The organism is Paenarthrobacter sp. 10L420 (assembly GCF_056395385.1).
In genome coordinates, this window is record NZ_JBFTJK010000006.1 from 224,435 (window position 1) to 245,898 (window position 21,464).

Genomic DNA, 21,464 nt, shown 5'->3' on the forward strand with positions numbered 1-21,464 from the left:
TCCGTTCGTAAGTCTGGTGATACCGGGCGCTTAGTAGTTATCTACCGAAGCACCGTTCACAACGTTGGTCACGTCCACGTAGACGTCGTCACCATCGATGGTGACTGCGAAAACGGGAACGGGGTCGTAGGCAGGCAGCTGAAGAGGCTGTCCGCTGCGGAGGTCGAACTGGGAACCGTGGCCCCAGCACTCAATCGCACAGCCTTCAATCTCGCCTTCAGACAACGAGATGTCCGCGTGCGAGCAGGTATCGCCGATGGCATGGATCTCGCCCATCGAGTCCCTCACGATGGCTACCGGATAGTCATCGATCAGGACGCGCAGCGCCTGCTTGACCTGGATGTCATTGGCGTTGCATACCAGTTCGCCCTTGGTTTGTTCACTCATGCTTGTCCTGCCTGGTCTTTGCTAGTTGTCGGTCGCGGCGAGTTCGCGCTCAACAGCTGCGGTCAGGCGTTCTTCGATTGCCGGGACGTTGATCTGCTGGATGATCTCGTTGAGGAAGCCTCGGACCACCAGGCGGCGGGCTACCTTTTCGGGAATGCCGCGTGCCATGAGGTAGAAGAGGTGCTCGTCGTCGAAACGGCCGGTGGCGCTGGCATGGCCGGCACCCTCGATGAGTCCAGTTTCGATTTCCAGGTTCGGCACAGAGTCCGCACGCGCGCCGTCCGTCAGGACCAGGTTGCGGTTGGCCTCATAGGTGTCCGTGCCTTCTGCTTCCTTACGGATCAGGACGTCGCCCACCCACACAGTGTGGGCATTGCGGCCCTGCAGCGCGCCCTTGTAGAGCACGCGCGACTTGCAGTTGGCCACCGCGTGGTCAACAAACAGGCGCTGCTCAAGGTGCTGACCGGCATCGGCGAAGTACAAGCCGAACATTTCGACGTCGGCACCAGGGGCCGTGAAGCGGGTCGACGGCGTAACGCGCACGACGTCGCCGCCGAGGCTGACCACAATGTGCTTGAACTTCGCGTCACGGCCGATCCTGGCCTGCTGGGCCGACGCGTGAACAGCGTTGTCGGCCCATTCCTGCAAGGACACGACCGTGAGCTCAGCGCCATCTTCGACGATGATCTCAACGTTCTCGGAGACAACAGCCGTGCCCTGGTGATCCAGGACCACAACCGCCTTGGAGAAACGCTCTGCCACGATCACGATGTGCTGGGCAGCAGGAGCCTCGCTGGATCCGGTGATCAGGACGGAAACTTCGCTCTCGGCCTGGAGCTCAGCCGGAACCGTGACAACGGTAGCTTCGGCGAAGTTCTCCCAACCGTTGGCGGACACGCGGTCCTCGGGGATGGCTGCCTGGCCGATCCGCTTGTCCTCGCGGCCAACCGTTTCGACAACGACGCCGGACGGTGCAGTCACGCTGACAGCCGGAGCTGCACCGTTAAGGACCTCGGTGTGGAGACCGCGCAGGCGCTTCAGCGGCGTGAAACGCCAGTCTTCTTCAAGGCCGGTCAGGGGCTTGAAGTCCTCCAGCTTGTAGGACGTGAGGCGGCCGGCGCGGGAGCTGTCCGGGATGCCGACGCCGCCGCCATGCGAGTGGCTCTTGACCGATGCGCCACCGAGCGGACCAGCAGCAGGCTGTTCCGACGTCGTGCTGGTGTTTGTTCCGGTATTTACGGGCGAAAGGTTTTCGCCTTCCTCGGTGAAGCCGTTGATAAACGGCTGGGCCGAGGGCGCGCCGATGCGTGCCTTTTCAGTAGTGATATCAGTCATTGTTAACCGACGGACCCTTCCATCTGCAGTTCAATCAAGCGGTTCAGCTCAAGGGCATATTCCATGGGCAGTTCACGGGCGATCGGCTCAATGAAGCCGCGCACGATCATGGCCATGGCCTCGTCCTCAGGCATGCCGCGGGACATCAGATAGAAGAGCTGCTCTTCGCTGACGCGGGAAACGGTGGCCTCGTGACCCATGACGACGTCGTCCTCGCGGATGTCGATGTACGGGTACGTGTCCGAGCGGGAAATGGTGTCCACCAAGAGGGCGTCGCAACGGACCGTGTTGGCCGAGTGCTTTGCACCTTCGCGGACCTGGACCAAGCCGCGGTAAGCCGCACGGCCACCGCCGCGGGCCACGGACTTGGAAATAATGGAGCTCTTGGTGTTCGGTGCGATATGCACCATCTTGGAGCCGGTGTCCTGGTGCTGGCCCTCGCCGGCAAAGGCGATGGACAGGGTTTCACCCTTGGCGTGCTCGCCTACCAGGTAAACGGCCGGGTACTTCATGGTCACCTTGGAGCCGATGTTGCCATCGATCCATTCCATGGTGGCGCCCTCTTCGCAGATGGCGCGCTTGGTGACGAGGTTGTACACGTTGTTGGACCAGTTCTGGATGGTCGTGTAGCGTACGCGGGCGCCCTTCTTCACGATGATCTCCACCACGGCGGAGTGCAGGGAGTCCGAGGTGTAGATCGGAGCCGTGCAACCTTCGATGTAGTGAACGTAGGAGTCCTCATCGGCGATGATCAGGGTGCGCTCGAACTGGCCCATGTTTTCCGTGTTGATGCGGAAGTAAGCCTGCAGTGGGATGTCCACGTGCACGCCCTTGGGCACGTACACGAACGATCCACCGGACCATACCGCCGTGTTCAGGGAAGCGAACTTGTTGTCGCCCACGGGGATGATGGTGCCGAAGTACTCCTGGAAGATCTCCGGGTGTTCGCGCAAGGCGGTGTCCGTGTCCAGGAAGATGACGCCCTGGGCTTCAAGGTCCTCGCGGATCTGGTGGTAGACAACCTCGGATTCGTACTGGGCCGCGACGCCGGAAACGAGCCGGCTGCGCTCAGCTTCCGGGATGCCAAGCTTTTCGTAGGTATTCCGGATGTCTTCCGGCAGGTCTTCCCACGTTGCCGCTTGCTTCTCGGTGGAACGCACAAAGTACTTGATGTTGTCGAAGTCGATGCCGGAGAGGTCTGCACCCCACGTGGGCATGGGCTTACGGTCGAAGTACTTCAGGCCCTTGAGGCGTAGATCGAGCATCCATTCGGGCTCGTTCTTCTTCGAGGAGATGTCGCGGACAACGTCCTCGTTGAGGCCACGACGGGCATTCGCGCCTACGTCGTTCTTGTCGGCCCAGCCGTACTCGTAGTTTCCGATACCGTGCAGTTCGGGATTCTTCTCCAGAATCTCCGAGATCACAGTGCCGTCAGCTACCGCTTTCTCTGCTAATTGGTCCGTCATCACGGCCTTTCTTGCTGGTTGTTTGATTCCTGGTACGGGTTCCCGGACTGCTCTGCGGTGCTGTGATGCACCGTGGCAGCTGGTCGCCCGGTAGGTATGTGGGTGGTGCAGACGTGCCCGCCTTGCGCCAGGGTTGAAAGACGCCGGACATCGACGCCCACCAAGCGGGAAAAGACTTTGGTCTCGCTGTCGCAAAAAACAGGGAATTCCGCTGCGAGCTGCTGGATGGGGCAATGTCCCTGGCAGAGCTGGACACTGGAAAATTCTGCCGGCAGAGGGGCTTTGGCCTCAATGGAATGGGCAGAGGCTACATAGCCATCCCGGCTGAGGGCCTTGGATAAGGCCAGGGCTCGGGCGCCGATGTCCTGCCCGGCGGCGGCAACTTCCGGTGCATACCGGCGCTCCATTTCAGAGAAGCGCTCCTCTGCATACTCGCGGACTGCATCTTCGCCGGCAATTTCCTGTAGCCGCCTGAGCGCGGAGCTGGCGATGTTCAAGTAGTCATCGCCAAGCTTGGATTGTCCTTGTGAACTCAGGACATAACGGCGCGCAGGACGTCCGGCACCGGCTCCCGCCTTGGCCACGCGCTTGACTTCGATAACGCCATTGCGCTCAAGATGATCCAGATGGCGGCGGACCGCTGCAGGCGTGAAACCAAGGAGGTCGCCCAGCTCGGCGGCACTCACGGGGCCGTTCTCCAACACAGCACCCAGAACGCGGTCCCTTGTGCGGTCCTCCGCGTCCGGCAGCACAGACGAAGGCGCGAAGGCCTCTGCCGCTGCAGCATGCCGCCTTGAGGGCATGGAAATTGGACTGCTCATGGAATACACAACACAATCATGTCGTAATTTGTTTCATGCATCCAGTAAGGCAAGACTGACCTTAGTCACCCGCCAGGTGCGACCGTACTACTTCGCGTAGAATACTTTGGTGCGATCCACCGATTCCCCTGTCCTCACTATAGACGGACTCATTAAGGATGTAGGGCCCTTGGCTGCCCTTGACGGCAAAATGCTCCGTGTTGTGAGTGGCCTGTCCATGGTGGCTGAACGGGGCCGGATTACCGCCCTCCTCGGGGCCAATGGCGCCGGCAAGACCACCACCCTTGAATGTGCCCAAGGTTTGCAGAAACGGACTGGTGGAACTATTTCACTTCTGGGCGCAGACCCGGATACTGCCGGCGCTGACTTGAGGTCCCGGGTAGGCGTCATGCTTCAGGATGGCGGGCTCCCGCCGTCGGCCCGTCCAATCCCCCTGTTGCGTCACGTTGCCGGCATGTACCGGAACCCCATGGACGTCGATGCCCTCGTGGATCGCCTGGGCATTGCCCAGTTCAGCCGCACCAGTGTGCGGCGCCTCTCAGGTGGCCAAAAGCAACGGGTGGCCTTGGCTGCGGCCTTGATTGGCAACCCCGAGGTCCTCTTCCTCGATGAACCCAGCGCTGGATTGGATCCGCATTCGCGCCAAGTGGTTTTCGACCTCATTGCCGAATTACGTGACGCCGGCATGGGCATCATCCTCACGACGCACCTGATGGATGACGCCGAGCGCCTGGCGGACTACGTCTACATCATCGACGGCGGACACAACGTCGCCGAGGGGACGGTCGCGGACCTTCTGCGGCACGATCATTCCGCCGATACCGCGATCACGGACCGGACCCTCTTTTTCGATGCGCCGCCTGGACTCGAGTTCAAAGGCGTCCTTGGTGCAGGCCTGCAAGTCCTTGAAACCCGTGCCGGCAGCTACTCGATCACCGGTGCTCTGGCACCTGGGGACCTTGCCGCCCTGACCGCCTGGTGGGCCGAACGGAACATCATGCCAGCGTCCCTGAGACTCGAGGCGCGGAGCCTTGAGGACGTTTTCCTGGACATTTCCGGAAGGGACCTCCGATGAGCAAGCTCCTCTCCCCCAATGCCGGGCCCGCCTCCCTGCCTCGCCGTATTCTCCAGCAGGGCCGCTACGAGACCATCACTATGCTGCGGAACGGCGAACAGCTGATTCTTGCCGTCGTCCTTCCGCTTCTTGCTTTGGCCGGGCTGACTGTTACTCCCCTGCTGGATGGGCTCGGAGGCTCGCGCATTGACGTGGCGACGCCCGGAATCCTCGCTCTCTGTGCCATGTCCACCGCCTTCACCGGACAGGGCATTGCCACAGGATTTGACCGGCGTTACGGAGTTCTGCGCTTCCTCTCCACCACTCCCCTGGGTCGTGGTGGCCTGATCGCCGGCAAAATACTGGCTGTGCTCGTCGTTCTCTTCCTCCAAGTGCTGGTCGTGGGGGCAGTCGCCGGGCTCCTGGGCTGGCAGCCGCGGGCGGAGGCATGGCTTCCAGGCCTTGGGATCCTTGTCCTTGGTGCGGCCGCGTTCACTGCGCTGGGGCTCCTGGTCGCTGGAACTGTACGGCCTGAAGCCACGTTGGCCATCACCAATCTCCTGTGGATCCTGCTCGGAGCGCTGGGCGGGATTGTTGTCCCGGCGGAAAGGCTCCCCGCCATAGCCCAGGGCATCGTGCACTTCCTGCCCTCCGGCGCACTGGGCCAAGCATTGCGGGATGCCTTCCTTTTGGGCATCGTGCCTTTCCCGGCCGTCCTGGTCCTCCTGATGTGGACATTGCTGGCCGGCGCCGCGGCCATTCGCTGGTTCAAGTGGAACTGACAACAAGCAGAACTGAGAGTTGAGCAAACTGTGAGCACGGCATCGCGCCTCCCTAAATCCGTCCAGCGATTCACCACCAAGCTGCCGACGGAAGTAAACCGCACTATCCGCCGGCTCTCGGTCCTTTCCCTGATCGGACAGACCGTGCTTGTAGTGACCGGTGGTGCAGTTCGCCTTACGGCTTCGGGCCTTGGCTGCCCTACGTGGCCGCGATGCACCGACGAATCCCTCGTCAACACGCCTGAAATGGGCATTCACGGTCTTATCGAGTTCGGCAACCGGATGCTCACGTTCGCGTTGGCGGCGGTTGCGGCGCTCATGTTGGTCTACTTGTGGAATCTCCGCAAAGAACGCCGCGACCTCTTCATGCTTGCTCTTGGCCTCCTGGCGAGCATCCCGGCTCAGGCCATCATCGGCGGAATCACAGTCCTGTCCAACCTCAACCCTTGGGTTGTGGGCCTGCACTTCCTGGTATCCATGGCCTTGGTTGTCTTCGCGACGCTGCTTGTTAACCGCGCTTTTGGCCGCACGGGACGATTCATGAAGCACGCGCTGCCTGCACTGCCTTCGGTTGCCCGGCCTGTGATGTTGGCCGTCGCCGTCTTCTCGGCCATAGCTGTCATGCTCGGCGTAGTAGTCACAGGCGCCGGTCCGCACGCGGGCGACGCCGATGCGCCCCGCAATGATCTGGACTGGGACCTCTTCTCGCACATTCACGCTGTGCCCGCTTACCTGATCACAGCCGGGACACTGTTGGCTGTATACCTTGTGGTCCGGCATAAGATTGGCGGCCCGTTCCGAACCGCTGCCTTCCTGCTGCTCGCCGTGACGTTGCTGCAAGCTGTCATCGGGTTCACCCAGTACTACAACGGAATTCCTGCGCTTCTCGTGGGTGCACACATGCTTGGCGCAGCCCTGCTGATGAGCGCATCCACCAACGCGGCTGATATCGCAAAGTACAGCCCCGCCAAGTAGCGCTCTCTCACATCGGGCGGCGCTGGGTGGGATGTTCTCTCACATCGGGCCGCGCTGGGTGGGATGTTCTCTCACATCGGGCCGCGCTGGGTGGGATGTTCGAAAGTTGTCAAGCTGTGTGGAGTCATTGGGCTAGTTTTTGGGGTGTTTTGGTTTGGGGGAGGTTGATCCCGACGTGTGTGGCGGGGGCCGGTGTGGTGGGGCGTTGGCGGAATCTTCCTGGGTGTCGTTCGTAGTAGTCCTGGTGGACTTTGTCTCGCTTGTTCCAGAGTTCTTTCCATGAGCCGTCGTGGACTTGTGATGGTGAGAACAGGGCGATGCCGGAGTGTTTGTGATCGGTGCTGTACCAGTGCACGTAGCCGGTGAGGTACTCCCTGGCGGCGTCGAGATCGTTGAAGATCCGGGGGTAGCCGGGCCGGTATTTCATCGTGCGAAAGCCTGACTCCGAGAAGGGGTTGTCGTTGGAGACGTACGGGCGGTTATGGCTGAGTTCCACGCCGTGGGCGGTGAGGGTGTCACGGAGCAGGTTTGATCTCATGGCCGGGCCTGAATCGGCGTGCACGATGCGCGGGGAGCCGTGCCGGGCGATGGCTGTTTTGAACATCTCCGCGGCGAGGTGGTCGGACTCGCGTTCCTCCACCCGCCAGCCGACGATCTCCCGGGAGAAGATGTCCATGATGGAGTACACCTTGAAAACCTTGCCCTGCCACTTGGAATAGATGTCGGTGATGTCCCAGGACCAGACCTGGCAGGGGCCGGTGGCCTTGACCACCGGCTTGTCAGAGGAACCACGCGTGCCCCCACGCTTGGCCGGGATGGCCGGGCGGGCCTGCTGGTCCTCGTACTCTGCCGCGATCCGCCACCACGAGCGGTTGGAGGCGAGCAGCACGCCGTTGTCCCAGGCCGTGGCGAAGGCATGGTCAACGGAGTTGCCCTTCTCCCAGCTGGCCAGGATGAGCCCCAGGATCCGGTCCTGATCTGCGGTGCTGATCCGGGATTCGTAGGCCCGCTCGCTCTGGTGGATCGGGTGCTGCACCGCCGGACGGCGATTGGAGCGGTAATGCCAGGTCCCGCGCGACACGCCCGCCAGTTTGAGCGCTGTCCGCTGGGAGCCGATAATCACCTGCAGCTCCTGGACCAGAGTGTTCTCGGCCGCTATGAATCCTCGTGAGCGCTCGTCGGGGTTGTATCGGGCTCTGGCACGCTCAACTCGTGCAAGAGCCCGATAGCTTTTCCCAGCGCGGAATTCGTGTCCTCCAGCTCCTGCACCCGCTTCTGGAGTTTTTCGACTTCGGCACGGTGGGCAGCGATTTCCTTCGCGCGTGCTTTTTCAAACGCGGAGAGTTCACGATTCGTTGGGACCATGCCTCCATGCTCCCGCGGAATCAGCCCACGGTCGATATCGCCCTGGAGCATCATCTTGCGCCACCTGCGGAACGTCCATTCCGAAACGGACGACGAGGCCATCCATTCCTTCCTCGTCCCGTACGGCTGCAAATAGTACTCATGCATGAACTCACGGATCTCTTCACGCGTAAAACCCTTGTTATCAACGGCCATCGCCGGCTCCTTCACTCAACAGCTAATGAATGACTCACAACCAGCTTGACGATGAGGGGTTCTCTCACATCCTGCGGCCTGTGGCCGAATGTTCTTGCACATGCAGGATCCTTGAGCCCGATGTTTTCTCAGATCCAAGGTCGGCAATCAACAGGTAATGAATGACTCACAACCAACTTGACGATGGGGGCATTCGTCGATTACCCCGTGGAATGTGTGAGACCGTCCGTCGGAAACTGGTCAGGATGTGTGAGGGCATTCGTCGCAAACCGGTCAGGATGTGAGAGAAGATCAGTGAAAAACCGGTCAGGATGTGAGAGAAGATCAGTGAAAAACCGGTGGGATGTGAGGGAGCATCCGCCGGAAACCGGTGGGATGTGAGAGAAGATCGGTAAAAATACGCTCGGATGTGAGAGAACATCCGGGGGGAAACGAAAAGGCGCGACGCCGGAACTTGGGTGAGTGCCGGCGTCGTGCCTTCTTTGTCGTCGTGCCTTCTTTGTCGTGCCTCTTTGTGGAAGCGGTCCCGAAGGTTAGCCGCCGATGATCGGTGATCCGATGAAGGGGTCTACTGCCAGCGCGATGAAGAGCAGCGTCAGGTAGCTGATGGAGCCGTGGAAGACCTTCATGGCCCCCTTGTTGGAGACGTCGCCGCCCTGTGCCCGCTTGTAGAGGGCGTGGCTCTCGTAAAGGAACCACGCGCCGGCAGCTACAGCCGCAATTGTGTAGACCCAGCCCGCGCGGCCAACGGGAACCATCAAGAGCGAGCAGGCCACCATCGCCCAGGCGTAAAGGACCACCTGCACCGAAACCACCTTGGCTCCTGCAATGGCTCCGAGCATAGGCACGTTGGCATTGCGGTAGTCCTCGCCGTAGCGCATGGACAGCGGCCAGTAGTGAGGAGGCGTCCACAGGAAAATGACCATGAACAGCACAATGGCGGGCCACTCAACGGTGTTGGTGACGGCAGCCCAGGCGATCAGTACCGGGAAGCAGCCGGCGGCCCCGCCCCAGACTATGTTCTGTGCTGTGCGGCGCTTCAGGATCATGGTGTAGATGACGACGTAGAAAACGATGGCACCCAACCCAAGCCATGCGGACAACGGGTTCGCACCGAACCACAGGATGGCGATTGAAGCGGCGCCGAGAATCCAGGCGAAAACCAAAGCCTCCCGGGGCGAAACTTCACCGGTGACCAGTGGACGCTTCTCGGTGCGGTGCATCAATTTGTCGATGTCGCGGTCGATGTAGCAGTTGAACACTCCGGCACTGCCTGCCGCGAAGGCACCGCCAACGAGCGTTGCCAGAATCAGCCCGATGGACGGGAACCCGCGCTGGGCAAAGATCATGGTGGGGAGCGTGCTGACCAGGAGCAGCTCGATGACACGGGGCTTGGTGAGAGCCAGATACGCCTTTAACTTACGGGAGATTCCGATGCTTCCCCGGGCCGGGGACGCGTTGAGGGGCGTATCAGTTGTGCTCACGGCGGCAGTCACTCTGTTCTATGCTCTGGGTTTCTCGCAGCGGCTGCCGTCCGGGTTTCCGAGAAGGAACCGCAGGCGCATGAAACCGCTGGTGGCCTTCAGATATCATACCGTGGCCGGAAGTGCGTCCGTGTCCGCAAAAAACGCCAATGTTTCGGAAAGTTCACTTCCCAGGGGCGCCATCGTGATTCATATAAGGGAAATTCTGTCCAGTTAGTGGGATTCCCTGAGTCCCAGGACACGTTTAGGGCTAAGCTGTTGAGCAGATCAGGACACGTTGACGCTCCGGGAAACCGTATTCTCGGATAATCCGTGCGTCTGGATGAAGGATCAACGTTTCAATGGTGAACGGCTGGTAGACACATTGCAGCGGGCGCCATCCTGTGCTTCCTGCGTGCCGTGTCCTTCCGCCTGCCGTCAGCACAGAGAGGGGCTCGGTTTTCGTGCCACATTTGGAAGAGCAAGAACTGTCATGGACCGATCTGGACCGGAAGGCGGTTGACACCGTTCGCGTGTTGGCTGCTGACGCCGTGGAGAAGGTTGGAAATGGCCACCCCGGCACGGCTATGAGCTTGGCACCGGCAGCGTACCTGCTGTTCCAGAAGCTGATGCGCCATGACCCGAAGAACCCTGATTGGATTGGGCGTGACCGGTTCGTCCTGTCCCCCGGCCACACGTCACTGACGCTTTACATCCAGCTGTTCCTCTCCGGATACGGCCTGGAACTGAAAGACCTCGAAGCACTGCGTACCTGGGGTTCGCTGACCCCGGGGCACCCCGAGTACAAGCACACCGCGGGTGTGGAGATTACGACCGGCCCGTTGGGCCAGGGCTTGGCTTCGGCTGTTGGCTTCGCCTACTCCCAGCGCCGCCAGCGCGGCCTGTTCGACGCCGATGCTCCCGCCGGCGAGTCGCCGTTTGACCACACGATCTGGGTTATCGCTTCCGACGGCGACCTGCAGGAAGGCGTGACGTCCGAGGCGTCCTCGCTGGCCGGCCACCAGGAACTGGGCAACCTCGTGGTGATCTACGACGAGAACCACATTTCCATTGAAGACGATACTGACGTTGCGTTCACGGAAGATGTCCTGAAGCGCTACGAAGCATACGGCTGGCACACCCAGCGTGTGGACTGGACCAAGACCGGGGACTACGTCGAGGACGTCCAGGAACTCTACTCCGCACTGCTGGCTGCGAAGGCTGAGACGAACAAGCCGTCCATCATTTCGCTGCGCACCATCATTGGCTACCCGGCCCCGAAGAAGCAGAACACGGGCAAGATCCACGGCTCGGCCCTGGGTGCCGAGGAAGTCGCAGCGCTGAAGACCGTGCTTGGTTTCGATCCCGCGAAGTCCTTCGATGTTGACGAAGAGGTCCTGGCACACGCCCGCAAGGTCCTGGACCGTGGCGCCGAATCCCGCGCTGCCTGGCAGTCCTCGTTCGAGGCCTGGCAGTCCGCCAACCCCGACGCGGCTGCCCTGCTGGAGCGCGTTGAGGCCAAGAAGCTTCCCGTGGGCATCGATGCCGCGCTGCCGGTGTTCGAAGCCGGCAAGGACGTCTCCACCCGTGCAGCATCGGGCAAGGTCCTGAACGCGATCGGCCCGGTCCTCCCCGAGCTGTGGGGCGGTTCCGCCGACCTCGCCGAGTCCAACAACACCACCATTGAAGGCTCGCCGTCGTTTATCCCCACCTCGCGCTCCACCGACGCGTGGAAGGGCAACCCGTACGGACGCGTGCTGCACTTCGGTATCCGTGAGCACGCAGCTGCGTCGATCGTGAACGGCATTTCCCTGCATGGACGCACCCGTGCGTTCTCGGGCACGTTCCTGATCTTCTCGGATTACCAGCGCCCGGCCATCCGCCTCGGCGCGTTGATGGGTGTCCCGTCCTTGTACGTGTGGACGCACGACTCCATCGGCCTGGGCGAAGACGGTCCTACCCACCAGCCCGTGGAGCAGCTCGCTTCGCTGCGTGCCATCCCGGGCCTGGACGTGGTCCGCCCCGGTGACGCGAACGAGGTCTCGGCAGCGTGGAAGGCCATGCTCGAGAACCACGAGAACCCGGCCGGTATCGTGCTGACCCGTCAGAACATCCCCACCTACGCCCGCGGCGAAGGCACAGCAGAAGGTGACACCTTCGGTTCCACCGCTGGTGTGGCCAAGGGTGGTTACGTCCTGGCTGAGGCTTCCAAGGACGGCGAAACCGTTGACGCGCAGGTCATTCTGATCGGCACCGGCTCCGAGGTCCAGCTCGCCGTCGCGGCCCGCGAAGCACTCCAGGCCGAAGGCATCGCCACCCGCGTTGTTTCCATGCCGTGCGTGGAATGGTTCAACAAGCAGGACGAGGCCTACCGTGAGTCCGTGCTCCCGGCCGATGTGAAGGCACGCGTTTCCGTCGAAGCCGGCCTTGCGCTGGGATGGCGAGAATTCGTCGGCGACGCCGGACGTTCGGTCTCCCTTGAACACTTCGGTGCCTCGGCAGACTACAAGCGGTTGTTCCAGGAATTCGGCATTACTGCCGAAGCTGTTGCCGCCGCTGCTAAAGACTCCCTCGCAGGCCTGAGCGCCTGATACCTCTATCAAGGAGAAAAACAATGACCAACACCCCCACGCAGCAACTCTCCGACGCCGGCGTTTCCATCTGGCTCGATGACCTTTCCCGCAACCGCCTCGAAACGGGCACGTTGCAGAAGCTCATCGACGAAAAGAACGTCGTCGGTGTCACCACCAACCCGTCCATCTTCCACGCCGCCATCACCACCGGCACGGACTATGACGGCACGATCGCCGCGCAGGCCGCGGCCGGTGCCAGCGTCGAAGAGACAATCTTCGAGATCACCACCACCGACGTCGCCGACGCCTGCGATCTGTTCGCACCGGTCGCCGCCGCCACCAATGGCGTGGACGGCCGCGTGTCCATCGAGGTGGATCCCCGACTGGCCTGGGATACACAGGCCACGATTGCGGAGGCCAAGCACCTGTACGGCAAGGTCAACAAGGACAACGTCCACATCAAGATCCCCGCAACCCTGGAAGGCCTGGAGGCCATCACGGCAACCCTGGCCGAGGGCATCAGCGTCAACGTGACCCTGATCTTCTCCCTGGAGCGCTACCGCGCCGTCATCAACGCCTTCCAGTCCGGCCTGGAGCAGGCCAAGGACAACGGTCACGACCTCTCCAAGATCCACTCCGTGGCATCCTTCTTCGTTTCCCGCGTGGACACCGAGATCGACAAGCGCCTTAACGCCATCGGCACCGACGAAGCCAAGGCCCTCAAGGGCAAGGCGGGCGTCGCCAACGCACGGCTCGCCTACCAGGTCTACGAAGAGCTGTTCTCCACCGAACGTTGGACCTTGCTCGCCGAAGCCGGCGCCCTCCCCCAGCGTCCGCTCTGGGCCTCCACCGGAGTCAAGGACCCGGCCTACCCGGACACCCTGTACGTCACCGAACTCGTCGCCTCTGGCGTGGTCAACACCATGCCGGAAAAGACACTCGACGCAACGTTCGATCACGGCGTAGTCACCGGAGACACCATCACGGGCACCTATGCAGAAGCCAACCAGACCCTCGACGCACTCGAGGCACTCGGCGTCTCCTACAACGACGTCGTAGCTGTCCTTGAGACCGAAGGCCTCGAGAAGTTCGTGGCCAGCTGGAAGGAACTCCTGGCCGACGTCGAAGGCGCCCTCGCCACCGCACGGAAGGCTTCCTAACCAACCATGAGCACAATCAGCTACGACGCCAGCGGTGCCGCGCAGCAGGCCATCGCCCAGAACATCACCAGCCTGGTAGAGGACAAGGTCGCCACGAGGATTTTCGCCAAAGACCACACGTTGTGGGGTCCTGAAGCCGAGTCCGAGTCGGCCATCCGACTGGGCTGGGTTGAGGCTGCCGCCGTATCGCAACCTTTGGTGGAGAGCATTCTCGAACTTCGCGATGCTCTCCGCGCCGAGGGCGTCTCCCGTATTGTCCTCTGTGGCATGGGTGGCTCCTCCTTGGCTCCCGAGGTCATCGCCGGTACCGCCGGCGTCGAGCTGACTGTGCTGGACAGCACAGATCCCGAGCAGGTCAGTGCTGCTTTGACGGACGGGCTGGCGGCGACTGCAATTGTGGTCTCCTCCAAGTCCGGTTCGACTGTTGAGACCGATTCCCAGCGCAGGGTGTTCGAGAAAGCGTTCAAAGACGCCGGCATCGACGCCAAGAGCCGCATCATCATCGTCACGGATCCAGGATCGCCGCTGGACAAGGCATCCCGCGAAGCCGGCTACCGAGCCGTCTTCAACGCCGATCCCAACGTCGGCGGCCGGTTCTCTGCCCTCACGGCTTTCGGGCTTGTCCCTTGCGGGCTGGCTGGCGTCGACATCCAGGCTTTCCTGGACGAAGCTGAGGAGGCTGCCGAGATCCTCAATGAGGACTCGGAGGACAACATTGGCCTTGCTTTGGGCATTGCCCTGGGCGGTACCAAGCCTCTGCGCAACAAGATCGTCATTGCCGAGGACGGTTCCGGCATTGTGGGCTTCGCTGATTGGGCCGAGCAGCTCATCGCGGAGTCCACGGGCAAGCTAGGCACGGGTGTGCTGCCTGTTGTCGCGGGCCCGGATTCCCCGGAGGCCCTTGCCGGTGCCGAGGACGTTCTGGTGGTCCGGCTGGTCAGTGCGGACGCCGACGTCGAACTTCGTGAAAACGAAGTTGCGATCGCAGGCGGCTTGGCTTCCCAGATGTTCCTTTGGGAATTCGCGACCGCAGTTGCAGGACGACTGCTGGGCATCAACCCGTTTGACCAGCCCGATGTCGAGGCTGCCAAGGTGGCCGCGCGCGGCTTGCTGGATGCCCGCCCTGAGCCAACTCCGGCCGCGTTCACCGACGGCGTCGTGGAAGTTCGCGGCGGCGATTGGCTCGGTAGTGCTTCCACCGCAGCCGAAGCCGTGCAGGCACTTCTGGCCCAGCTCGGCTCTGACGGTTACCTGAGCGTCCAGGCTTACCTGGACCGCATCTCCCATGCACCTCTTGAAGGTATCCGTGACGAACTCGCCGCAGTCTCCGGCCGTCCGGTGACGTTCGGATGGGGCCCGCGCTTCCTGCATTCCACGGGTCAGTTCCACAAGGGCGGCCCGGCTATCGGAGTGTTCCTTCAGATCACGGCGGCCTCGTCCTTGGATCTGGAAATCCCTGACCGCCCCTTCACGTTCGGGGAGCTCATTGCTGCACAGGCCTCGGGCGACGCCCAGGTCCTGGAAGGCCATGGCCGTCCCGTGTTGCGCCTGCACCTCACCGAGCGTGCGGCCGGCGTAGCCCAGCTCCAGGAAGTCGTCGCTGCACTGGCCGGCCAGGCCAGCGCACTCGAAAGCTAAGGCACAAAACCAAACATGCCAGAAACTGAAAACGGCAGGAAGAACGCCAGCCTGCGGAATCCTTTGCGGGATCCGCGGGACCGGCGCCTGAACCGCATCGCCGGGCCGTCGTCGTTGGTGTTCTTCGGAGTCACCGGCGACCTCGCCCGTAAGAAACTCATGCCGGCGGTCTATGACCTCGCCAACCGCGGCCTGCTTCCGCCGAGCTTTGCCTTGGTGGGATTCGGACGCCGCGAGTGGGATAACGCCGACTTCGCCGCGGAGGTGAAAGAGAACGTCAAGGCCCACGCGCGGACCAAGTTTGACGAAGCCGTCTGGGAACAGTTGGCTTCAGGCATCCGCTTCGTTCAGGGCGAATTCGACGACGACGACGCCTTTGAGCGCCTCGGCGACGTGCTGGAGGAGCTGGATGAGACCCGCGGCACGCGTGGCAACCATGGCTTCTACCTCTCCATCCCGCCCAAGGCGTTCGAGCAGGTCTGTCGCCAGCTCTCCAAGCATGGCCTGGCTCAGGCGAAGCCCGGCCAGTGGCGGCGAGTGGTCATCGAAAAGCCGTTCGGTCACGACCTCGAGTCAGCCCGTCAGCTCAACGACATCGTCGAGTCAGTGTTCCCGCCGGATGCTGTGTTCAGGATCGATCATTACCTGGGCAAGGAAACGGTCCAGAACATTCTGGCGCTGCGCTTCGCGAACCAGTTGTTCGAACCGCTCTGGAACGCCAACTATGTTGACCATGTCCAGATCACCATGGCTGAGGACATCGGAACCGGCGGCCGTGCCGGCTATTACGATGGCGTGGGCGCGGCCCGTGACGTCATCCAGAACCACCTGCTGCAGCTCCTGGCCCTGACGGCCATGGAAGAGCCTATTTCTTTCAACGCCGATGACCTGCGTGCCGAGAAGGAAAAGGTCCTCGCGGCCGTTAAGCTGCCCGATGATTTGTCCACGCATTCGGCCAGGGGACAATTTACCGGTGGCTGGCAGGGCGGCGAAGAGGTACTGGGGTACTTGGATGAGGACGGTATTCCGGCTGATTCCAAGACCGAGACCTTCGCCGCGATCCGGGTGGATATCAACACCCGCCGCTGGAATGGTGTGCCGTTCTACCTGCGGGCGGGCAAGCGTCTTGGCCGTCGAGTGACCGAGATCGCGGTCGTCTTTAAGCGTGCTCCCAACCTGCTGTTCCGGGACCACAACGACGACGACTTCGGCCAGAACGCCGTGGTGATCCGTGTTCAGCCTGACGAGGGCGCCACAATCCGATTTGGTTCCAAGGTCCCGGGCACGCAAATGGAGGTCCGCGACGTCACGATGGACTTCGGCTACGGCCACTCGTTTACGGAGTCCAGCCCCGAAGCCTACGAACGACTCATCCTCGACGTACTTCTGGGTGAGCCGCCGCTCTTCCCGCGCCACCAGGAAGTTGAGCTGTCCTGGAAGATCCTGGACCCGTTCGAAGAGTACTGGGCGGGCCTGGAAGAACAACCGCAACCGTACGCACCCGGTAGCTGGGGACCGGCTTCAGCCGATGAACTCCTTGCCCGTGATGGACGAACCTGGAGAAGGCCATGATCGTAGATCTTCCCGACACAACCACCTCCAAGATCTCCAAGAAGATCATGTCGCTAAGGGAACAAGGCGGCGTGATCGCCCTGGGCCGTGTGCTGACCCTGGTGGTTGTCACGAAGTCCGGGCAGGAAGAAGACGCCATCGAGGCGGCCAACGAGGCCAGCCGCGAACACCCCTGCCGCATCATCGTGCTTGCCGATGCCGGGGTTGAGGCACCGGACCGCCTTGACGCGCAGATCCGCGTTGGCGGGGATGCCGGTGCTTCCGAAGTTATCGTCCTCCGAGGGTTCGGCCACATGGCCCACGAAAGTGAGTCCTTGGTGGCGGGCCTGCTGCTTCCGGACGCACCGATCGTGGCCTGGTGGCCTCACGGCGCACCGGAAAGCGCCTGCGAGACGTCCATCGGTCGTATTGCCCACCGGCGCATCACCGACTCCGCGAACGAGCCCGACCCCGCCCAGGCGCTGGAGAACATTCGCCGGACATACAAGGCAGGCGACACGGATCTGGCATGGACCCGCCTGACGAACTGGCGCATGCAGCTCGCAGCCGTGTTCGACCAAGTGGACAACGACCCCGTCTCGGCCGTAGCCGTTGAAGGTGCTTCGGACTCCCCCAGCACCCTGCTCCTCGCAGCCTGGCTGGGCCTTGCCCTGCAGGCGCCGGTAACGATCGTTGCCGATCCGGCGGGTACGGGCATCCGCCGCGTCCGCATGACGCGTGCCAGCGGTGACGTTCAGCTTTTCCGCCCCGGATTGTCCGTGGCCGAGCTGACGCAGCCCGGCCAGCCTGCCCAGCGCATCACCCTCCCCCGACGCAGCCTGAAAGATTGCCTCGCCGAAGAACTTCGCCGGCTGGACCCGGACGAAGTTTTCGGAGAAGTGATTACGATGGGACTGCCATTAACCAGTCAGAGGAGAGTCCAGACCAGTGCACGCTGAGCCCAGAGTAAGCATCCACCCCGATTCCAAGGTGCTCATGGCGGCCATTGCGGCCCGCCTGATCACCAAGCTCGTGGATGTCCAGGACAAGCACGGTGAGGCCACGGTGGTCCTGACAGGAGGCACTGTCGGGATTGGCACCCTGAAGGCGGTGGCGGATTCTGCTGCGGCACCAGCTGTCGATTGGTCCAAGGTGAACTTCTGGTGGGGTGATGAACGGTTTGTGGCCGCGGGCAGCGATGATCGCAATACCCGCCAGGCACACCAGGCCCTGCTCGCGCACCTTCCTGTTGATCCGGCCCGCGTCCATGAGCCGGGTTCATCGGACGAGTTCGCATCGGCTGATGACGCTGCGGCTGACTATGCCGACAGGCTGAAGGCAGCAGCAGAGGCAGAGCATGCCGCTGACATGTCCGATACCCGTCTGGAGGAGCCCGGTGTCTTGCCGCGCTTCGACGTACTGCTACTCGGTGTTGGTCCAGACGCCCACGTCGCTTCCCTTTTCCCGGAGCAGGCAGCCATCAGGGAGAAGAACCGTACAGTGGTGGGCGTTGAAAACTCACCCAAGCCCCCGCCGTCGCGCATTTCCTTGACTTTGCCCGCCATCAATACTGCGCAGGAGATCTGGATGGTGGTAGCGGGCGAGGACAAGGCCGGTGCCGTGGGCCTTGCCCTGGCAGGCGCCAACCCTGTTCAGGTCCCCGCAGCAGGCCCCGTTGGGCGCTCCAGGACCCTGTGGCTCATCGACGAGAACGCTGCGTCACGTGTCCCCCAGCAGTTGGTCCGGAAGGACCCCGCGGGCGCGTAACCGCTCCAACGCTCCAGCCAGGACGATTTCCGCGTCCTGGCTGGAGCGTCTTTCTTTAACGTAATCCAAGTGGGATTTGAAGAGGTCGTCTTCCGGCCGGGTTTCCGCAACCTGGCCGGGGTCCCTCGATGCAAGGAGGCCACACTTGGGGCAGTCCCAGTTCTTCGGTATTTGTTCGTCCGGCAGTTTAAGGAAAACAAGCCGCGTCTCGTGTCCCTTGGCGCACCAATACGGGACACGAATACGCGGCAGTTGTTCTCCATCGCCGTGGTCGCTTTGATGTCGCGGAGCAGATCCCAGTGCTACACCAACGCGGGTGCCCCGGTAACCAGGCGTGCCATGAACCATTTTCGAACCCCTAGCGACTCGGTGGTTGGCCGTCACGGCCCGTAGGCCTTACGGCCAACAGGCCCAGTCTAATGCGAGGGGTACGACGGCGGCACTGGTGTTTGGTGCCGAATGATTCAGAAGTGCTGGGAAGGCTCCCTTGCAGGAGCCTTCCTACGCAAACTTTTAGGAATCGCCGCCCGATGTGAAGCGCATGATCAGGCCCAGGCCGATGATGACGACTCCCCAGGTGACACCAAGAATGATGGTGAAGCGGTTCAGGTTCCGCTCAGCAACGCCGGAAGAGCTCAATCCGGAGCTCATTCCCCCACCGAACATGTCGGACAAACCGCCTCCACGTCCCTTGTGGAGAAGAATGAGCAGCGTCAGCAGAAGGCTGGTTACGCCCAGCAGGATCTGCAGAATGACATGAAGAACGTCCACGACGGCCTTTCGAAGAAGCGGAAAACGGGAGCCGGACTAGTCCGTGACGAGGTGGCTCTCGAACCTGACAATGTTAGCAAACTCAGCTGGGTCCAAACTGGCGCCACCCACAAGCAGGCCGTCAACATCGTTTTCTGCCATGATGGCGGCAGCGTTGTTAGCCTTGACAGAGCCTCCGTACAGAAGGCGCGTCTTTTCAGCTACGCCCTCGTCGAAGAGCTTGGCAAGTTCGACGCGGATGGCAGCACACATTTCCTGTGCGTCTTCCGGGCCTGCAACTTCGCCGGTTCCGATAGCCCACACGGGCTCATAGGCGACCACAAGCTCAGCGGCCTGTTCCGGTGTGAGGCCTTCGACACCGGCGCGCAGCTGGGCCAGCGTGTGCTCCACGTGTGTTCCTGCCTGACGGATTTCGAGGCCTTCACCGACGCAAAGGACTGGTGTGACTCCGTGGCGGAACGCGGCTTTGACCTTTGCGTTCAGGACGTCGTCGGACTCGTTGTGGATGGTGCGGCGTTCACTGTGCCCCACCAGGACATAGGCGCAGCCCAGCTTGCTGAGGAACTGGCCGGAGATGTCACCGGTATAGGCGCCGGAGTCGAACTGGGACAGATCCTGACCGCCGTAAACGACGTCAAGTTCGTCGCCCTGTACGAGCGTCTGCACGCCGCGGAGATCAGTGAACGGAGGGAAGACGGCAACCTCTACACGGTTGTAGTCATGCTTGGCGTCCGAGAGGGTCCAGGCGAGCTTCTGAAGCAAGGTGATGCCCTGGACATGGTCCATGTTCATCTTCCAGTTGCCTGCGATGAAGGGCTTTCGGACAAAGTTGCCGTTGGCAGAGGTAGTCACATGAACTCCAAGAATGCGTTGATAAATGGAACAGCCGGCAGGACGCGTGGGCGTCCTGCCGGCCGGGTTGCTGTTTAGCGGTCCAGGACGCTGAGGCCCGGAAGTTCCTTGCCTTCAAGATATTCCAAGCTGGCCCCGCCACCGGTGGAGATGTGGCCAAACTGGGAATCCTCGAAGCCGAGGGTCCTTACTGCTGCGGCGGAGTCGCCGCCACCGACCACCGTAAAGGCCACGGTGTCAGTCAGGGCCTGCGCGATGGCCCGCGTGCCGCTGGAGAATGCCTCGAATTCGAAGACGCCCATGGGGCCATTCCAGAACACGGTCTTGGCTCCTTCGATCTGCGCCGCAAAAGCTGACGCGGATTCGGGCCCGATGTCCAGTCCAATGCCGGAGGCACCAAACGAGCTTTCCTCTATAGCATCCGCGCGGACCACTTCGTGCTCGGCATCGGCCGCAAAACGGCTTGCAACCACGACGTCCGTGGGAATCACGAACGACGTACCGGCGTCAGCGGCGCGCTTGAGGTAGTCCTGAACGACAGGAATCTGGTCTTCTTCCAGGAGGCTGCCAGCTACCTTGTGGCCTTCGGCGGCCAGGAAAGTGAACAGCATGCCGCCACCAACCAGGATGGTATCTGCCTTGCCAAGCAGGTTGTCGATGACTGCCAGCTTGTCCGAGACTTTGGAACCGCCGAGGACAACAACGTAAGGCCGCTGGGTGTCTGCGGTGAGCTTCCGGAGAACTTCCACCTCGGTGTGCACCAGGTCGCCAAGGTAAGACGGCAGGCGCGTTGCGACGTCATAGACGCTCGCGTGCTTGCGGTGGACCGCCCCGAAGGCGTCGCCCACGAACGCGCCGTTGTCACCCGTGAGGGCAACCAGCTCGTCAGCGAATGCGCCACGCTCGGCGTCGTTCTTGCTGGTCTCGCGGGCATCGAAACGCACGTTTTCCAAGATGAGTACTTCGCCATCCTGCAATGCAGCTGCCAGGTCCTTGGCGGAGTCGCCAACGGTATCAGCAGCCAATTGGACGTTGAAGTCCGCGAGTTCCGCGAGGCGGGTGGCTGCGGGCTTCAAAGAGTACTTTTCCTCGGGGGCGCCCTTGGGGCGGCCGAGGTGGGCGGTTACGAGCACACGGGCACCGGCGTCCGAGAGCTTCTTAAGGACCGGGAGGGAGGCCTTGATGCGGCCGTCGTCGGTCACTGCAGAGCCGTCGAGCGGCACATTAAGGTCACTTCTGACCAGAATGTACCGCCCGCGGACACCTTCAGCGATGAGTTCGTTGAGGGTGTGAGATGTCATGTGTCTAC

General features: G+C 62.0%; 20 protein-coding genes. 9 read left to right on the forward strand and 11 right to left on the reverse strand.

The genetic code is table 11. The features are described 5' to 3' along the window. Positions 1–30: 30 nt before the first annotated feature. From AC1DD5_RS11900 to AC1DD5_RS11915, 4 genes are read right to left on the reverse strand one after another with little or no spacing between them, the layout of a single operon-like run. The gene (locus AC1DD5_RS11900; RefSeq protein WP_377653811.1) at positions 31–387 is read right to left on the reverse strand and encodes a non-heme iron oxygenase ferredoxin subunit; all 357 of its coding nucleotides are present in this window, start codon (positions 385–387) and stop codon (positions 31–33) included. A gap of 21 nt (positions 388–408) precedes the next feature. After that, positions 409–1,722, reverse strand: coding sequence for a Fe-S cluster assembly protein SufD (sufD, locus tag AC1DD5_RS11905; protein ID WP_442017860.1), 1,314 nt, complete (start codon positions 1,720–1,722; stop codon positions 409–411). Positions 1,723–1,724: 2 nt separating this feature from the next. Beyond that, complete coding sequence (gene sufB / locus AC1DD5_RS11910; protein WP_431115218.1) at positions 1,725–3,188, reverse strand: Fe-S cluster assembly protein SufB; 1,464 nt, start codon at positions 3,186–3,188, stop codon at positions 1,725–1,727. Then, positions 3,188–4,009: a helix-turn-helix transcriptional regulator gene (locus tag AC1DD5_RS11915; RefSeq protein ID WP_442017862.1), complete on the reverse strand. Its 822-nt coding sequence runs from the start codon at positions 4,007–4,009 to the stop codon at positions 3,188–3,190. Before AC1DD5_RS11915 ends, sufB begins: the two co-directional genes overlap by 1 nt. A 109-nt stretch (positions 4,010–4,118) precedes the next feature. Between AC1DD5_RS11915 and AC1DD5_RS11920 the strand changes: the two genes are divergently transcribed. From AC1DD5_RS11920 to AC1DD5_RS11930, 3 genes are read left to right on the forward strand one after another with little or no spacing between them, the layout of a single operon-like run. Beyond that, positions 4,119–5,084 (forward strand): ABC transporter ATP-binding protein, encoded by a 966-nt coding sequence (locus AC1DD5_RS11920; protein WP_442017863.1) that lies wholly within the window; start codon positions 4,119–4,121, stop codon positions 5,082–5,084. Next, complete coding sequence (locus AC1DD5_RS11925) at positions 5,081–5,845, forward strand: ABC transporter permease (protein ID WP_477521538.1); 765 nt, start codon at positions 5,081–5,083, stop codon at positions 5,843–5,845. The genes AC1DD5_RS11920 and AC1DD5_RS11925 overlap by 4 nt, the downstream gene beginning before the upstream one ends. Before the next feature lie 30 nt (positions 5,846–5,875). Further along, positions 5,876–6,820 (forward strand): COX15/CtaA family protein, encoded by a 945-nt coding sequence (locus AC1DD5_RS11930; RefSeq protein ID WP_477521539.1) that lies wholly within the window; start codon positions 5,876–5,878, stop codon positions 6,818–6,820. A gap of 124 nt (positions 6,821–6,944) precedes the next feature. Here AC1DD5_RS11930 and AC1DD5_RS11935 read toward each other — a convergent pair whose 3' ends face one another. The 3 genes from AC1DD5_RS11935 to AC1DD5_RS11945 form a co-directional block, all read right to left on the reverse strand. Beyond that, the gene (locus AC1DD5_RS11935; protein ID WP_477521540.1) at positions 6,945–7,943 is read right to left on the reverse strand and encodes a transposase; all 999 of its coding nucleotides are present in this window, start codon (positions 7,941–7,943) and stop codon (positions 6,945–6,947) included. Between the two features lie 32 nt (positions 7,944–7,975). Further along, positions 7,976–8,380 (reverse strand): hypothetical protein, encoded by a 405-nt coding sequence (locus AC1DD5_RS11940; protein ID WP_477520315.1) that lies wholly within the window; start codon positions 8,378–8,380, stop codon positions 7,976–7,978. A gap of 533 nt (positions 8,381–8,913) precedes the next feature. Then, positions 8,914–9,876 carry a heme o synthase gene (locus tag AC1DD5_RS11945; protein WP_477517335.1) on the reverse strand — a complete coding sequence of 321 codons (963 nt, stop codon included), beginning with the start codon at positions 9,874–9,876 and terminating at the stop codon, positions 8,914–8,916. A gap of 431 nt (positions 9,877–10,307) precedes the next feature. On the opposite strand from AC1DD5_RS11945, the gene tkt reads away from it, so the two are divergent. From tkt to pgl, 6 genes are read left to right on the forward strand one after another with little or no spacing between them, the layout of a single operon-like run. Next, positions 10,308–12,434: a transketolase gene (gene tkt, locus AC1DD5_RS11950; protein WP_477521541.1), complete on the forward strand. Its 2,127-nt coding sequence runs from the start codon at positions 10,308–10,310 to the stop codon at positions 12,432–12,434. Between the two features lie 23 nt (positions 12,435–12,457). Next, the gene (gene tal / locus AC1DD5_RS11955) at positions 12,458–13,576 is read left to right on the forward strand and encodes a transaldolase (RefSeq protein WP_477521542.1); all 1,119 of its coding nucleotides are present in this window, start codon (positions 12,458–12,460) and stop codon (positions 13,574–13,576) included. A 6-nt stretch (positions 13,577–13,582) separates the two neighbouring features. Then, entirely contained in the window at positions 13,583–15,214 is a 1,632-nt protein-coding gene (locus AC1DD5_RS11960; RefSeq protein WP_477521543.1) for a glucose-6-phosphate isomerase, read from the forward strand. Between the two features lie 15 nt (positions 15,215–15,229). Beyond that, on the forward strand, positions 15,230–16,786 hold the full coding sequence (gene zwf / locus AC1DD5_RS11965; protein ID WP_477521544.1) for a glucose-6-phosphate dehydrogenase: 1,557 nt from the start codon (positions 15,230–15,232) through the stop codon (positions 16,784–16,786). Further along, positions 16,783–17,724 (forward strand): glucose-6-phosphate dehydrogenase assembly protein OpcA, encoded by a 942-nt coding sequence (locus AC1DD5_RS11970; RefSeq protein ID WP_442015477.1) that lies wholly within the window; start codon positions 16,783–16,785, stop codon positions 17,722–17,724. The genes zwf and AC1DD5_RS11970 overlap by 4 nt, the downstream gene beginning before the upstream one ends. Continuing rightward, the gene (gene pgl, locus AC1DD5_RS11975) at positions 17,714–18,532 is read left to right on the forward strand and encodes a 6-phosphogluconolactonase (protein ID WP_477521545.1); all 819 of its coding nucleotides are present in this window, start codon (positions 17,714–17,716) and stop codon (positions 18,530–18,532) included. The genes AC1DD5_RS11970 and pgl overlap by 11 nt, the downstream gene beginning before the upstream one ends. Here pgl and AC1DD5_RS11980 read toward each other — a convergent pair. The 4 genes from AC1DD5_RS11980 to AC1DD5_RS11995 all read right to left on the reverse strand — a co-directional run bounded on the left by AC1DD5_RS11980 (position 18,485) and on the right by AC1DD5_RS11995 (position 21,456). After that, positions 18,485–18,880 (reverse strand): RNA polymerase-binding protein RbpA, encoded by a 396-nt coding sequence (locus AC1DD5_RS11980; protein WP_442005392.1) that lies wholly within the window; start codon positions 18,878–18,880, stop codon positions 18,485–18,487. The genes pgl and AC1DD5_RS11980 overlap by 48 nt on opposite strands. A 165-nt stretch (positions 18,881–19,045) precedes the next feature. After that, a complete protein-coding gene (gene secG / locus AC1DD5_RS11985; RefSeq protein WP_216925786.1) occupies positions 19,046–19,303 on the reverse strand; it encodes a preprotein translocase subunit SecG in 258 nt (85 codons plus the stop codon). A 36-nt stretch (positions 19,304–19,339) separates the two neighbouring features. After that, a complete protein-coding gene (tpiA, locus tag AC1DD5_RS11990) occupies positions 19,340–20,155 on the reverse strand; it encodes a triose-phosphate isomerase (protein ID WP_442005394.1) in 816 nt (271 codons plus the stop codon). 74 nt (positions 20,156–20,229) lie between these two features. After that, the gene (locus AC1DD5_RS11995; RefSeq protein WP_477521546.1) at positions 20,230–21,456 is read right to left on the reverse strand and encodes a phosphoglycerate kinase; all 1,227 of its coding nucleotides are present in this window, start codon (positions 21,454–21,456) and stop codon (positions 20,230–20,232) included. Positions 21,457–21,464 lie beyond the last annotated feature (8 nt).

Coding starts and splice junctions, on each gene's coding strand:
- AC1DD5_RS11960 (WP_477521543.1), top strand. CDS start 13,583: ATGAGCACAATCAGCTACGACGCCAGCGGTGCCGCGCAGCAGGCCATC.
- AC1DD5_RS11900 (WP_377653811.1), bottom strand. CDS start 387: ATGAGTGAACAAACCAAGGGCGAACTGGTATGCAACGCCAATGACATC.
- AC1DD5_RS11970 (WP_442015477.1), top strand. CDS start 16,783: ATGATCGTAGATCTTCCCGACACAACCACCTCCAAGATCTCCAAGAAG.
- sufD (WP_442017860.1), bottom strand. CDS start 1,722: ATGACTGATATCACTACTGAAAAGGCACGCATCGGCGCGCCCTCGGCC.
- AC1DD5_RS11995 (WP_477521546.1), bottom strand. CDS start 21,456: ATGACATCTCACACCCTCAACGAACTCATCGCTGAAGGTGTCCGCGGG.
- AC1DD5_RS11980 (WP_442005392.1), bottom strand. CDS start 18,880: ATGGTTCATGGCACGCCTGGTTACCGGGGCACCCGCGTTGGTGTAGCA.
- sufB (WP_431115218.1), bottom strand. CDS start 3,188: ATGACGGACCAATTAGCAGAGAAAGCGGTAGCTGACGGCACTGTGATC.
- AC1DD5_RS11915 (WP_442017862.1), bottom strand. CDS start 4,009: ATGAGCAGTCCAATTTCCATGCCCTCAAGGCGGCATGCTGCAGCGGCA.
- AC1DD5_RS11925 (WP_477521538.1), top strand. CDS start 5,081: ATGAGCAAGCTCCTCTCCCCCAATGCCGGGCCCGCCTCCCTGCCTCGC.
- zwf (WP_477521544.1), top strand. CDS start 15,230: ATGCCAGAAACTGAAAACGGCAGGAAGAACGCCAGCCTGCGGAATCCT.
- AC1DD5_RS11940 (WP_477520315.1), bottom strand. CDS start 8,380: ATGGCCGTTGATAACAAGGGTTTTACGCGTGAAGAGATCCGTGAGTTC.
- tal (WP_477521542.1), top strand. CDS start 12,458: ATGACCAACACCCCCACGCAGCAACTCTCCGACGCCGGCGTTTCCATC.